The sequence below is a fragment of the Amycolatopsis panacis genome, from assembly GCF_003600245.1.
In the GTDB taxonomy this organism is placed as follows: domain Bacteria; phylum Actinomycetota; class Actinomycetes; order Mycobacteriales; family Pseudonocardiaceae; genus Amycolatopsis; species Amycolatopsis sulphurea.
Window position 1 is genome coordinate 1 of the sequence record NZ_QZFV01000082.1, and the last position, 13936, is coordinate 13936.

Sequence of the window (13936 nt, forward strand, 5' to 3'; positions counted from 1 at the left end):
CCGTTCGCCACTCATCCACACCCGAAGATGCTTCAGCGTTCGACTTGCATGTGTTAAGCACGCCGCCAGCGTTCGTCCTGAGCCAGGATCAAACTCTCCAACAATGAATGAGTCAATCCAGACTACAATAATGTAACCTCAAAGGAAACCCCGACGAGGGGTTTCAAAACATAAAAGCTCTACTGGCTTAGTTCACTAGCACACTGTTGAGTTCTCAAGCAACACACCCACAGCACAACCCGAACCCCACAGGGCCCAGACCACACCGAAGCAGTCATTCCTAGCAGTCTTAAAGCAGGACACCCACTCAATCACCTTCAAGGTGAGAGCTTGGTTCGTGTCCCGCAGCCACCCGGTCTCCCTGGCGACCTGGAGAACATTACACGCCCCCCAACCCCCCAAAACAGGGGGGTCCCCTAACCGCATCACCGCAGGTCAGGGGCCTGTTCCAGGGGGTGGACCCGAAGTCAGCCGCCGAGGCGCACGCCGGCCACGTTCCGCTTGCCCTTGCGCACGACGAGCCAGCGCCCGTGCAGAGCGTCCGACGCCGCGGGCCGCCACTCCTCGTCGCCGATCTTCACGTTGTTCACGTACGCGCCACCCTCCTTGACGGTGCGGCGCGCGGCGCCCTTGCTGTCCACCAGTCCCGCGGCGAGCAGGAGGTCGACGATCGTCGCGGCGCCGTCCGTGCCGATCTTGCCGCTCGGGACCTCGGCCATCGCCGCGTCCAGCGTGCGCTCGTCGAGCCCGCTCAGCTCACCGCGGCCGAACAGGGCCTGGCTGGCCGCGATGACCTGCCGCGTCTGGTCCTCGCCGTGCACCAGGTTGGTGAATTCCTCGGCGAGCTTCTTCTGCGCGGCCCGCAGGTGCGGGCGCTGTTCGGTGTCCTCGGCCAGCGCGTCGATCTCCTCGCGTTCGAGGAAGCTGAACATGCGCAGGTACCGGAGCACGTCGGCGTCGCCGACGTTCACGAAGTACTGGTACCAGGCGTAGGGCGAGGTCATGTCCGGATCGAGCCACAGGTTCCCGCCACCGGTGGACTTGCCGAACTTGCGGCCCTCGGCGTCGGTGACCAGCGGCGCGGTCAGCGCGTGCGCGGTACCGCTGTCCACCCGGCGGATCAGGTCGACCCCGCCGACCAGGTTTCCCCACTGGTCCGAGCCGCCGACCTGCAGCTTGCAGCCGTATTGCCGGTACAGCTGCAGGTAGTCCTGCGACTGCAGCAGCAGGTAGCTGAATTCGGTGTAGGACATGCCGTCGGATTCGAGCCGGCGCTTCACCGTTTCCCGGTTGAGCATCGTGTTCACCGGGAAGTGCTTTCCGATGTCCCGGAGGAATTCGAGCACGTTCTGCTGCCCGGTCCAGTTCAGGTTGTTCGTCACGATCGCCCCGGTCGGCGAATCGTCGAAATCGACGAACCGTTCGAGCTGGCCGCGGATCCGGCCGGCCCATTCGGACACGACCTCGAGCGTGTTGAGCGTGCGCTCGCCGGTGTCCCGGGGGTCGCCGATCATCCCGGTCGCGCCGCCGGCCAGCACGATCGGCCGGTGCCCGGCGCGCTGGAAGCGCTTGAGCATCAGCAGCGGGACCAGGTTGCCCGCGTGCAGGCTGGGCGCTGTCGGATCGAAGCCGCAATACAGCGTGAGCGGGCCCTGGTCGAGTTCCCGGCGCAGCGCGCCGAGGTCGGTGGACTGCGCGATCAGACCGCGCCAGGACAACTCGTCAAGGATGTGCTCGCTCACGGTCATAGATCCTCCCGCACCAGGTCAAGCGACTATCCGGCGGGGCGTACCGGGCGCCGTTTCCCACCGCGTCGGTAGGTGGACACCGCGGGCGAGCCGTCCACCCAGAACCGCCACGGCGTGTCCATCGCCATGGCCACGCCAACCCGCGGCCCGACCCGGATCCGGTCCGCGGGCACCCGCTCCCCGATCCGCAGCCGTACCGGCGACGCGGGATCGGTGAGGTCGGCCCCGTTCCAGTGCCGGTCCAGCCCGAGGACCGAGGTGAGGATGGCCGGGCCCTTGGCCAGCTCGCCGTTGCCGCGGGCATTCGGCCGCCGCGCACGCACGAGGCCGGCACCCTCGACCACCTCACCCGCACGCAGCAGCACCGCTCCGGGCAGGCCGTCCTCGGTGCCGACCACGTTCGCGCAGAAGTGCATGCCGTAGACGAAATAGACGTAGAGGTGCCCGGCCGGCCCCCACATCACGGCGTTGCGCGGGGTCTTGCCCCGATAGCAGTGCGACGCCGGATCGTCGAGACCCCGATAGGCCTCCACCTCGACCAGCCGGACCCCGACCGTGCCCTCGGCCGTCTCGGCCTCCAGGACCGCGCCGAGCAGCAGCCGGGCCAGCTCGACCGGGTCCAGTGCCAGCTCCTCGCGCCGGAACAACCGGTCCACGCGCACTCCCCTCGTCCACCGCGCAGCCTAGCCAGGCACGCCCGGCGGCCTCACTTCAGCCAGTGCCGGTGCCCGGCGATCCGCTCAGCCAGCCGCTCGCGTTGTTCCGCGACCCGCTCCGGCGCGGTACCGCCGCGGGCGTTTCGGGAGCGCACCGAACCCTCGACGGTCAGCACCTCGCGTACCGCCGGGGTCAGCGCCGGGTTGATCGCCCGGAACTCCTCGTCGGTCAGCTCGTCGAGGCCGACTCCGCGGGACTCCGCCACGCGCACGCTTTCCCCCGCGGCCTCGTGCGCCACCCGGAACGGCACCCCCTGCCGCACCAGCCACTCGGCGATGTCGGTGGCGAGGGTGAACCCGGCGGGGGCGAGTTCGGCCAGCCGGTCGGTGTGGAAGGTGAGGGTGGCGAGCATGCCCGCGATCGCCGGGAACAGCAGCTCCAGCTGTTCCACCGAATCGAAGACCGGCTCCTTGTCCTCCTGCAGATCGCGGTTGTAGGCCAGCGGCTGCGCCTTCAGCGTCGCGAGCAGCCCGGTGAGGTTGCCGATCAGCCGGCCCGCCTTGCCCCTGGTCAGCTCGGCGACATCCGGATTCTTCTTCTGCGGCATGATCGAACTGCCGGTAGCCCACGCGTCGTCCAGCGTGACATAGCCGAACTCGGCGGTGTTCCAGATGATCACCTCTTCGGCGATCCGGGACAGGTGCACCGCGAGCATCGCCACGGCGAAGCCGAACTCGGCCACGAAATCCCGCGAGGCGGTGCCGTCGATCGAGTTCTCCACACTCGTGTCGAAGCCCAGCTCGGTGGCCACGGCCTCCGGGTCCAGCCCGAGCGACGATCCGGCGAGCGCCCCGGACCCGTACGGCGATTCCGCGGTGCGCGCGTCCCAGTCGCGCAGCCGGGAGACGTCGCGCAGCAGTGCCTGGCCGTGGGCCATCAGGTGGTGCGCGAGCAGAACAGGTTGCGCGTGCTGCAGATGCGTGCGGCCGGGCAGGATCGCCTCCGGATGCCGGCTCGCCTGCGCCACGATCGCGTCGATCACGTCGAGCGTGCCCGCCACGACCCGGCGGGCGGCGTCGCGCAGCCACATCCGGAACAGCGTGGCCACCTGGTCATTGCGCGACCTGCCCGCGCGCAGCTTGCCGCCCAGCTCGGTGCCGGCCCGTTCGAGCAGGCCGCGCTCCAGGGCCGTGTGCACGTCCTCGTCGGCGACGGTCGGGGTGAACGCGCCGGACTGCACATCCTGGGCCAGTGTATCGAGCGCGTCGAGCATGCCGGCCAGCTCGGTGTCGGTCAGCAGGCCCGCCTTGCGCAGCACGCGGGCGTGCGCGCGCGAGCCCGCGATGTCGTAGGTCGCCAGGCGCCAGTCGAAATGGGTGGAGGCGCTCAGCGCCGCCATCGCCTCGGCCGGGCCACTGGCGAACCGGCCGCCCCACAGCTGCACCGGCTGGTCTTTCCCGCTCACGTTCTGCCTTTCTCGATCCGGCGTCTCAGGACGCCTGGGTGGTCGGATGCCAGGCCTGGCCCAGCGGGGTCCGTCCGGTCACCGGACGGTACCGCGCCCCCGCTGTGCGGCGGCGCCTCCCGGCGGCGCCGGGGGTTTCGGGTGTGCCGGGGACGGCGGCGGTGCCTGCGTGCAGGAGCAGCCGCACATCACCGGTGACGCGTTCCTGCGCCTGCCGGATGAACGCGTCGAGTGGCTCCCGCAACGGCGAGAACCACGAGCCGTCGTGCACGAGATCGGTCCAGCGGCGATCGATCCCCTGTTTGAACCGGGCCAGGTCCCGGTCAAGGGTGCGGGCTTCCAGCTCCCGGTGCGCGATGATGAGCGCGGCCGCTCCGGGTGCCTCGTAGCCTTCCCGGCCGTCCCCGGCCGGATCGAAGCGGCCGACTCCGTGCATCCCGGCGCGATACCCGAGCCGCTGGACGGCCTCGGTCACGCACACCGTCTCGCCGTCGACCGCGATCGGCACGCCGCGTTCGAAGCTCACCACGACCTCGTCCGGAGCATCGGCGTTCACCGCCGCGTTTTCGGTGTAGGAGAACAGCGGTGCCTGGGCCGCCCCGCCGCGGCCCCACACCGTGCGCTTGATCGACACTTGGGGACCGCCGGTGGGCAAACCGTGCGCACGCGCGTAGTCCGCCGCGACAGCGCATTCCGCCAGTGGTTCGAGCACGTGCAGCCGGGGCGCGAGGTCCCCGGCTATCTTGCCGAGCAGGCAGTCCCCACCGTGCGCGATCGCCGACGCGCCAAGGCTTTCCGCCACCGCGACGACATGGCCGGCCAGCACGGGCCGGGCCAGCGAGGCGACCAGTGGATATCGTCCGAAAAGGACCGCGTTGGCCTGCAGCGCCGCGAGACAGTAGCGGTCCACGAACTCGTCCCGGGCCGCTATCACCGCGACCTCCGCGGCTCCCGCCACAACAGCCCGCCGGCGGACCGCATCGAGGTCGACGTCGCCGGTGCCGAAATCGACAATGACGGCGATGACCTCGGCCTGCCGGGCAAGCAGGCCGAGGGCGACCGAAGAGCCGAGCCCGCCCGAGTAGGCGAGCACGACCCGGCTGGTCACGGCGTTCCTCCTTCGAGTGTTTCGGCGGACCGCTGCGCGAGCGCAGTGAATCGCTCGGCGAGATCCCGCCCGCTGAGCGGCTCCCGAGCGATCACCGCGACGGTGTCGTCCCCGGCGATGGATCCGACGACCTCCTCCAGCGCGGCACGGTCGATGGCGCTGGCCAGGAACTGCGCGGCCCCCGGCGGGGTGCGCAGCACGGTCAGGTTGCCCGACGAGTCGGCGGACACCATCAGCTCGGCAAGCAGCCGGGCCAGCCGCGAGGTCCCGCCCTGGACCCCGCGCACCGGGCTGCCGTCCTCGGGGATGACGTAGACCGGTGCTCCGGAATCGGCGCCGCGCAGCTTGACCGCGCCCAGTTCGTCGAGATCGCGCGACAGGGTCGCCTGAGTGACCTCGATGCCCTCGGCGGCGAGCAGCCTCGCCAGCTCGGTCTGGCTGCGGATGGCCATCGTGGACACCAACTCGGTGATCCGCGCCTGGCGGCCGACCCGGCTGCCGGTCATCGGCCGGACTGCCCGAACAACCAGACCAGCAGCGCCTTCTGCGCGTGCAGCCGGTTCTCCGCCTCGTCCCACACCGCGCTGGCCGGGCCGTCGAGCACCTCGTCGGTGATCTCCCAGCCCCGGTGCGCGGGCAGGCAGTGCAGCACGATCGCCTCGTCCGCGGCCCGCTCGAGCAGCGCGGCGTTGATCTGCAGGGCGCGGAACGGGCCGACCCGGTCGAGCCCGTCGTTCTCCTGCCCCATCGAGGTCCAGGTGTCGGTGACGAGCACGTCCGCGCCCTCGACCGCCTCGTGCGGATCGGTGCAGAGGACCGCGCTGCCGCCGGTTTCGGCGGCCCGCCGCTCGGCGTCCAGCACCACCTGCGGATCGGGCCGGAATCCCTCGGGCGACACGACCCGCACGTTCATGCCGGCGGTGCAGCCGGCCAGCAGCAGCGAGTGCGCCATGTTGTTCGCCCCGTCGCCGAGGTAGCTCAGGGTCAGACCGGCGAGCTTGCCCTTCCGCTCGCGGATGGTCATCAGATCGGTGAGAGCCTGGCAAGGGTGGAACTCGTCGGTGAGCGCGTTGACGATCGGGATCGAGGCGACCGTGGCCATCGAGTCGATCCGTTTCTGCGCGAACGTCCGCCAGACGACGGCGTCGACGTAGCGCGAGAGCACCCGCGAGGTGTCCTCGATGGTCTCCTCGCGGCCCAGCTGCATGGAGCGGCCGTCGACGATCACCGGGTGCCCGCCGAGCTGGCTGATGCCGACCTCGAAGGAGAACCGGGTGCGGGTGGAGTTCTTCTCGAAGATCGCCGCCACCGTGCGCCCGGCCAGCGCCTTCGTGCCGAGCGGATCGGCCTTCAACCGGTCGGCCAGATCGAGCAGGGCGGTCTGTTCGGCGGGGGTGACGTCGTCATCGCGGAGGAAATGGCGGGGCATCAGTCGGTGTCCTTCGTCGTGGCGGAGTCGAGCGCGCCCGGCAGGGCGGCGAGGAATCCGCGGGCTTGCCGCTCGTCGAGCACGAGCGGCGGGGCGAGCCGGATGGCGTTGGGTGCGACCGGGTTGACCAGGTATCCGGCCTGCTGCGCGGACCGGGCCACCGCCGCGGAGACCGGCTCACGCAGGCCGATACCCAGCAACAGCCCGCTGCCGCGCACCTCGGTGACGAGCGGGTGGCCGAGTGCCTCCACCCCGGCGACGACGTCCTTGCCGAGCGCGGAGACGTGGTCGAGCAGATTGTCCCTGCTGATCGCGCGGAGCACAGCGAGCCCGGCCGCGCAGCACACCGGGTTGCCGCCGAAGGTGGTGCCGTGCTGCCCGGGTTTGAGCAGATCGCCCGCGGCGCCGACGCCGATCACGGCGCCGAGCGGCAGCCCGCCGCCGACGCCCTTGGCGAGGGTGATCACGTCCGGCACGATCCCGGTCTGCTGGAAGGCGAACCAGGTGCCGAGCCGGCCTATGCCGGTCTGCACCTCGTCGAGCACGAGCAGCGCGCCGGCGGCTTTGGTGAACTCGCGGGCGGCCTGGAGGTACCCGTCCGGCGCGGGGATCACCCCGGCCTCGCCGAGCACCGGTTCCAGGAACACCGCGGCGGTCTCGCCGTCGACCGCGGCACGCAGCGCCTCGATGTCGCCGAACGGCACATGCGTGACCCCGGGCAGCAGCGGCGCGAACGGGTCCCGTTTGCCGGGCTGCCCGGTGAGAGAGAGCGCGCCCATGGTGCGGCCGTGGAACGCACCTTCGGCGGCCACGATCTTGCTGCGCCCGGTGAGCCGGCTGATCTTCAGCGCGGCCTCGTTGGCCTCCGCACCGGAGTTGACGAACAGGACCTTGCCCTGCCCGGCCAGCCCCGCGACGTCCAGCAGCGCCTCGGCCAGCTCGACCGTGACCGGGTTGACGTAGAGGTTCGACGTGTGCCCGAGCGTGCCGATCTGCTCGGTCACCGCACGCACCACGTCCGGGTGGGCATGGCCGAGCGCGTTGACCGCGATACCGCCGACGAGATCGACGTACTCCGCGCCGTCGGCGTCCCAGACCCGCGCTCCTTCGCCGCGGACCAGGGTCAGGCCGGGGGTGCCGTAGTTGTCCATCACGGCCGACTGCCAGTGCCGCCGGCCGTCCTCATTGGACTTCAGGGGGGTCACGGGTGCTCCGTTCCGGGAAGGGAGGTTTCGGGCAGGACCATGGTGCCGACGCCGCGCGAGGTGAAGACTTCGAGCAGCACCGAATGCGCGAGCCGGCCGTCGATCACGTGCGCGCCGCGTACTCCGCCGCGCACCGCGCGCAGGCAGGCCTCCATTTTCGGGATCATCCCGCTGGCCAGGTCCGGCAGCATGGTCTCAAGGCGGTCGACGGAGATCCGGCCGATCAGCGAGGAGCGGTCCGGCCAGTTGGCGTAGAGGCCTTCGACATCGGTGAGCACCACGAGCTTCTCCGCCCCGAGCGCGGCGGCGAGCGCCCCGGCCGCGGTGTCGGCGTTCACGTTGTGCACCACGCCATCGACATCCGGGGCCACGGTCGACACCACCGGGATGCGCCCGGCGTTGACGATGTCGAGGACCGCGTCCGGGTTGACCGCGGCCACCTCGCCGACCAGGCCGATGTCCACCGGCTCACCGTCCACAGTGGCGTGTTTGCGCTCGGCCGTGAACAGCCGCGCGTCCTCACCGGAGATGCCCACCGCGTACGGGCCGTGTGCGTTGATCAGGCCGACCAGCTCCCGGCTGACCTGCCCGACCAGCACCATGCGCACGATGTCCATGGTCTCCGGGGTGGTCACCCGCAGGCCGCCCTTGAACTCCCCCGGCACACCGAGCCGGGCGAGCATCGCGGTGATCTGCGGACCGCCGCCGTGCACGACGACCGGGTGCAGCCCCACGAGCCGCAGGAACACCATGTCCTCGGCGAAGGCCGCCTTCAGCTCGTCGTCGATCATCGCGTTGCCGCCGTACTTGACGACCACCGTGGCGCCGCGGAACTGCTGCAGCCAGGGCAGGGCTTCGATCAGCACCCCGGCCTTCTCCGCCGCGGTCGCGAGCCGTTCGTCTGCGGGGACCAGCCCGTCTGTGCTCATCATGACGAGTACGCGCTGTTCTCTTCGACGTACCCGTGCGAGAGGTCCGTGGTGTAGATCGTGGCGGCCGAACTGCCGACGCCCAGGTCCACGACGACCTCGATGGCCCGCCCGGAGAGATCCGCGGCCGAGCGGTCCTCGGCCGTGGTACCGGCGGCGAACAGCGTGGCCCCGTTGATCGTGATCGACAGCGTTTCGGGGGCCAGCTGCGCCGGTGCTCGGCCGAGCGCCATGGCGATCCGGCCCCAGTTCGGGTCGGAACCGAAAAACGCGGTCTTGACGAGGTTGTCCTCCGCGATCGTGCGCGCCACCACGATGGCGTCCGCCTCGGAGGCCGCACCCCGCACGGTGATGTCGACGTCCTTGGTCGCGCCCTCGGAGTCCGCACGCAGCTGCTGTACGAGGTCGAGGCTGACCGCGGTGAGGAGTTCGGTCAGCTCGGCTTCGGACGGCTCGACCCCGCTCGCACCCGAGGCCAGCACCAGCACCGTGTCATTGGTGGACGTGCCGCCGTCGACGTCGAGCCGGTCGAACGTGATGCGGGTGGCCGCACGCAGGGCGCGGTCGAGGGTTTCCTTGTCTACCACGGCGTCGGTGGTCAGCACGGACAACATCGTCGCCAGGTTGGGTGCGAGCATGCCCGCGCCCTTCGCGAAACCACCGGCACTCCACCCGTTCTCGTGGCGTGCGAAGGCCTCCTTCGGCTTGCTGTCGGTGGTCATCACGCCGGTGGCCGCGTTCAGCCCGGCCTCGGGCGTGGTGTCCAGCGCCCGGACCGAACTGTCCACACCGGACAGTACGGCGGGCATCGGCAGCCGTTCGCCGATCAGGCCGGTGGAGCACACCGCCACCTCGATCGCCCCGGTGCCCAGCACCTGCGCAACCTTCTCGGCGGTGGCGTGCGTGTCCTGGAACCCGGCCGGGCCGGTCGCCGCGTTCGCGCCGCCGGAGTTGAGCACGACCGCCTTCAGCCGCTGCTGTTTGAGCACTTCCTGCGACCACAGCACCGGCGCGGCCTTGATCGCGTTGCGGGTGAACACGCCTGCCGCGACGTCGAGCGGGCCGTCGTTGACGACGAGGGTGAGATCGAGCGCGCCGGATGCCTTGATCCCGGCGGCGACGCCGGCGGCGCGGAAGCCCTGGGGGCCGGTGACGGTCACGGTGCCACTCCCACGGTGGAAAGTCCGGTGGCCTCGGGGAAACCGAGCGCCAGGTTCATCGATTGCACGGCACCGCCCGCGGTGCCCTTGGTGAGATTGTCGATCGCGGCGACGACGACCAGCCTGCCCGCGTCCACGTCCACCCCGAGTTGCAGCTGGACGTTGTTGGAACCGACCGTCGCGGCCGTCGCCGGCCAGGTGCCCGGTGGCAGCAGCTGCACGAACGGCTCGGCGTCGTAGGCCTTTTCGTAGACCGCCCGCGCCGCGGGCTCGTCCACGTCCGCCGCCAGCGGCGCGCTCGCCGTGGTGAGGATGCCACGCGGCATCGGGGCGAGCACCGGAGTGAACGACACCGCCACCCGCTTGCCCGCGGCAGCCGAGAGATTCTGCGCGAACTCCGGCGTGTGCCGGTGCGCGCCGGCCACGCCGTAGGCACTGGCGTTGCCCATCACCTCCGAACCGAGCAGATTCGGCTTGAGGCTCTTGCCCGCCCCGGACGTGCCGGTGACCGAGACCACGGTGACGGCCGGCTCGACCAGCCCGGCGGCCAGCGCGGGCGCCAGCGCGAGCGACCCGCCGGTCGGGAAGCACCCGGGGACCGCGATCCGCTTGGTACCGGCCAGCTTCTCGCGTGCGCCGGGCAGCTCCGGCAGCCCGTACGGCCACTGCCCGGCGTGCTCGCCGGAGTACCAGCGCGCCCAGTCGCCCGGATCGGCGAGCCGATGGTCGGCACCGAGATCGACGACGAGCACCTCCGGGCCGAGCTGCGCGGCGATCCCCGCGGAATGCCCGTGCGGCAAAGCAAGGAACACCACGTCGTGACCGGACAGGGTCTCCGGGGTGGTCTCGGCCAGCACTCGCCCGGCCAGCGGCACGAGGTGCGGCTGGTGCGTGCCCAGCGTTGTCCCCGCACTGCTCGCCGCGGTCAGTGCGCCGATCTCGACCTCGGGATGGGTCAGCAGCAGGCGCAGCAGTTCGCCACCGGCGTACCCGCTCGCGCCGGCCACCGCGATCTTCACCGTCATACGAATGATTATGCACGAGCGTGCAATCTCAAACAAACAGGGTTTGCCCACCTCGATCGCCCCTCCCCTGGCGTCTTTCCCCCGGACCCGCCACCACCTGCACCGAACCGCGGAACCAGCGGCCCGGCCGGCATGCCTCAGGCCGCCCCTTCCTCCGCCTCGTCCCCGTCCCGCAGGCTGGGCGGCGTCGGCAGATGATTGCCCGGCCGCTCCGGATCGCAGCCGACGCGAGGCAGCCGGGCCCGGATCCCGCCTGGCGTCCGGTCGAAATGCCGGGCGATGTCCACCACCGACTCCCCGGCGAGCCAGCGGGCTTCGAGTTCGGCTTCCATCTCGTCGGTCCACGGCTGCCCCTGCCGGGCGGGCCGGTTGCCGGATCTTCTCCGGACGCCGCCGGTGAACGAGCGCAGGCTCGTGCCGAGCAGCTCGGCGACCGTGGGGACCGACGCCACATCGAGGTCGAGCCGGCCCTCGGCGACCGGTTCGCCATCAGGCCGCTCGGCCCCGATCGTGACGGTGACCCGGTCCGGTTCACCACCTTCGGTCCGGGTGATCACGGCGACCTGGTACTGAATGTCTCCTGCCCGGATCTCGGTCCGGTGCTCATGGATGATCGTCATGGCGGCGAAGGTAGCCGCGACCCCCGACACATTTCACTCACTTAGCGCGATCGGGTGACCCCGCTCCGAAATTGTCGGACCCTCGTCGTAGCGTCTCCGGCGACCACGAAAGACGACCGAGGGGGATCGATGCGAGAGCAAAGACGGGCAGTGCCCCGGCCGGGCGGACCGGGCCGGGGCACCACCTGCGGATCAAAACCGCGGCAGGTCGGCGAGCACCCGCTGAACCGGCTGCTGCGCTGGGGAATCAGCCTTCGGCTTCGCCTTGCCCGCGGTGGGCACCGGCGGCGGCACGGGCTCGCACTGGACGTCCGATCCGTGGCCCGCGGTGCGCTCCGGCAGAGCACCGGTCGCGAGGTAGGCGGCGACCTTGTCGTCCACGCACGCGACGCCGGAAAGCGACCCGGCGTGCGTGGTCCCGCCGGGGGCGCTGATCAGACTCGATCGGGGGAACAATGTGCGCACCTCGAGACTGCCCTCATACGGCGTCGCGGCATCCAGTTCCTCGCTGATCAACAGCGCCGCGGAAACCTTGCTGCCGTCAACGCGCACCGGGTGCCCGGATGTGGCGGGCCAGTTCGCGCAGGGCGCGTTGAACCAGGTGTTGCCCCAGGTTTCGAACGGCGCGCGGAAATGCGTCCGCCAGGAATCGGAACGCCACCGGTGCCAGTTCTTCGGCCACGGCGCGTCCGTGCACTGCACCGAGGCGTAGACCGCGTAGCCGTTGTCGTCGCCCTGTGGGTTCGCCTCGTCGTAGAGCTTCTTGAGCGGCTGCCAGTCGCCGCGGTGCACCCAGCCGGCGAAGGCGTCGGCCATGCCCTGCCAGCCGAACACGTAGTAACCGGCCTTGAGGAAGATGTCGGTCCACTCGGAGCCGCCGATCTTGCCGCCGGCCGGGGCGTTGTCGAGCCGCGCACGCTGGTCGTACCAAAGCTGCTGGACCTCGGCACCGGTCTTGCCGAGGTGGTAGATCCCGTCGTACTTGGCGAGCCAGTCGAAGTAGACCTTGATCGTGCGGTCGAAGGCGGCGTCCTGGTCGAAGTTGCTCCGGTACCAGATCCGCTGCGGATCCACGTTGCCGTCCAGCACCATGCGCCGCACGTGCTCCGGGTAGAGCGTGCTGTAGACCTGGCCGAGGTAGGTGCCGTAGGAGAAGCCGTAGTAGTTGAGCTGTTTTTCACCGAGCGCCTTGCGCAGGCTTTCCATGTCCTGCGCGACGTCGACGGTCTTCACGTGCTCAAGGATCGCGCCGTTCTTCGCGCACGCGTCGGCGTACCCCTTCGTCCTGGCCAGCCACGCACTCTCCACGCCCGGGGCCGAAGGCACGTACGGCGGACGGGCGTAGGAGGTGTAGTTCCCGTCGCAGGTGATCTTCGGCTCGCTGTCGCCGACCCCGCGCGGGTCGAAGCCCACCCAGTCGTAGCCGTCCCCGGCCTTGTGCGGAACCGAGCGGCCGAGCCGCGCAAGCCCGAGCCCGGAAGCACCGGGACCGCCGGGGTTGACCACCATCACGCCCTGGTACTCGGCGGCGGTGTGCTTGACCCGCGACACCGCGATCCGCACCTTCTCGGCGCCGGGCCGGGCGTAGTCCATCGGCACCACCAGGAATCCGCATTCGGCGGAGCCGAGGCCGCTCGTGTGACACGGCCCCCAGGTGATCGGAGGCGGGGTGTATCCCGGCGCGGCGGCCGGCTCCGCGGCAGCGGGCACAGCGGTCAGTGCCGTGGCCCCGAAAGCCGTGGCGGCCAGTACGGCGGCAATGCTCCTCACGGTGATCCTTTTCTTCCGAAGATCAGCAGAATTCGACGAAGCTATCGAAGGCCAGGCACCGGCACCAGTTCGGGGCCGGAAGGCGCCGTTCTCCCGGTGCGGGGAACCGACCTGATCGAGGTGATCATGAATGGGTGGGGACGGGAAGCTGATCGCCGCAGTCCGAAATGGACTTTCCCAGCTCGCGGATGCGGACCGGGCACCGGCGATGCGGGCCTACATGAAGTCGGAGATGCCGTTCCGCGGCGTGCCGAGCCCGGCGCGCGCCGGGCTCACGAAGGCGGTCTTCGCCGAGCATCCTCTGCCGGATCGGGTGACGTTCACCAAAACCGTGCTCGCACTGTGGCGGGACGCGGAATACCGCGAGGAACGCTATGCCGCGATCGCACTTTCCGGATACCGCGCCTACCGGCGCTGGCAAGACCCGGGGCTGCTGCCGATGTACGAGGAGCTGATCGTCACCGGGGCCTGGTGGGACTACGTCGACGAGCTGGCGATCCGGCGGGTCGGGCCGATCCTGCGGGCGCACCGGGCGGAGGTCACCCCGCTCCTGCTGGCCTGGGCCACCGACGCCGACCGCTGGCGCCGGCGCACGGCGGTGATCTGCCAGATCGGGGCGAAGCACGAGGTCGATCGCAAGCTGCTCACGGCCGCTGTCGAGGCCACCGCCGAAGACCCGGATTTCTTCCTGCGCAAGGGAATCGGCTGGGCGCTGCGCGATCATGCCCGGCTGGCGCCGGACTGGGTGCGGGCGTTCATCCACGACCATCCCGCACTCTCACCGCTGTCCACCCGGGAGGCGTTGAAGCACCTCGGCTGA

The 13936-nt window shown here is 70.4% G+C and carries 13 protein-coding genes and 1 rRNA gene; 1 reads left to right on the plus strand and 13 read right to left on the minus strand.

The window, feature by feature from the left end:
- The 13 genes from D5S19_RS15185 to D5S19_RS15245 form a co-directional block, all read right to left on the minus strand.
- Positions 1 to 104, minus strand: a 16S ribosomal RNA gene (locus D5S19_RS15185); the annotation flags it as partial.
- Between the two features lie 363 nt (positions 105 to 467).
- Entirely contained in the window at positions 468 to 1742 is a 1275-nt protein-coding gene (gene tyrS / locus D5S19_RS15190; protein WP_120024044.1) for a tyrosine--tRNA ligase, read from the minus strand.
- 32 nt (positions 1743 to 1774) lie between these two features.
- Positions 1775 to 2410 (minus strand): DNA-3-methyladenine glycosylase, encoded by a 636-nt coding sequence (locus D5S19_RS15195; protein ID WP_120023995.1) that lies wholly within the window; start codon positions 2408 to 2410, stop codon positions 1775 to 1777.
- Positions 2411 to 2454: 44 nt separating this feature from the next.
- Positions 2455 to 3870, minus strand: a complete 1416-nt coding sequence (argH, locus tag D5S19_RS15200) for an argininosuccinate lyase (protein ID WP_120023996.1) — start codon at positions 3868 to 3870, stop codon at positions 2455 to 2457.
- A gap of 25 nt (positions 3871 to 3895) precedes the next feature.
- On the minus strand, positions 3896 to 4978 hold the full coding sequence (locus D5S19_RS15205) for an argininosuccinate synthase domain-containing protein (protein ID WP_120023997.1): 1083 nt from the start codon (positions 4976 to 4978) through the stop codon (positions 3896 to 3898).
- On the minus strand, positions 4975 to 5484 hold the full coding sequence (locus tag D5S19_RS15210) for an arginine repressor (protein WP_120023998.1): 510 nt from the start codon (positions 5482 to 5484) through the stop codon (positions 4975 to 4977). Before D5S19_RS15210 ends, D5S19_RS15205 begins: the two co-directional genes overlap by 4 nt.
- Positions 5481 to 6407: an ornithine carbamoyltransferase gene (gene argF / locus D5S19_RS15215; protein ID WP_120023999.1), complete on the minus strand. Its 927-nt coding sequence runs from the start codon at positions 6405 to 6407 to the stop codon at positions 5481 to 5483. The genes D5S19_RS15210 and argF overlap by 4 nt, the downstream gene beginning before the upstream one ends.
- The gene (locus tag D5S19_RS15220) at positions 6407 to 7612 is read right to left on the minus strand and encodes an acetylornithine transaminase (RefSeq protein WP_120024000.1); all 1206 of its coding nucleotides are present in this window, start codon (positions 7610 to 7612) and stop codon (positions 6407 to 6409) included. The genes argF and D5S19_RS15220 overlap by 1 nt, the downstream gene beginning before the upstream one ends.
- A complete protein-coding gene (gene argB, locus D5S19_RS15225; RefSeq protein ID WP_407641751.1) occupies positions 7609 to 8544 on the minus strand; it encodes an acetylglutamate kinase in 936 nt (311 codons plus the stop codon). Before argB ends, D5S19_RS15220 begins: the two co-directional genes overlap by 4 nt.
- A complete protein-coding gene (gene argJ / locus D5S19_RS15230) occupies positions 8541 to 9701 on the minus strand; it encodes a bifunctional glutamate N-acetyltransferase/amino-acid acetyltransferase ArgJ (RefSeq protein ID WP_120024002.1) in 1161 nt (386 codons plus the stop codon). The genes argB and argJ overlap by 4 nt, the downstream gene beginning before the upstream one ends.
- The gene (argC, locus tag D5S19_RS15235; protein ID WP_120024003.1) at positions 9698 to 10726 is read right to left on the minus strand and encodes an N-acetyl-gamma-glutamyl-phosphate reductase; all 1029 of its coding nucleotides are present in this window, start codon (positions 10724 to 10726) and stop codon (positions 9698 to 9700) included. Before argC ends, argJ begins: the two co-directional genes overlap by 4 nt.
- A 137-nt stretch (positions 10727 to 10863) precedes the next feature.
- A complete protein-coding gene (locus D5S19_RS15240) occupies positions 10864 to 11346 on the minus strand; it encodes a helix-turn-helix domain containing protein (protein ID WP_120024045.1) in 483 nt (160 codons plus the stop codon).
- Between the two features lie 192 nt (positions 11347 to 11538).
- Positions 11539 to 13116: an alpha/beta hydrolase gene (locus D5S19_RS15245; protein ID WP_199730514.1), complete on the minus strand. Its 1578-nt coding sequence runs from the start codon at positions 13114 to 13116 to the stop codon at positions 11539 to 11541.
- Between the two features lie 130 nt (positions 13117 to 13246).
- On the opposite strand from D5S19_RS15245, the gene D5S19_RS15250 reads away from it, so the two are divergent.
- On the plus strand, positions 13247 to 13936 hold the full coding sequence (locus D5S19_RS15250) for a DNA alkylation repair protein (protein ID WP_120024004.1): 690 nt from the start codon (positions 13247 to 13249) through the stop codon (positions 13934 to 13936).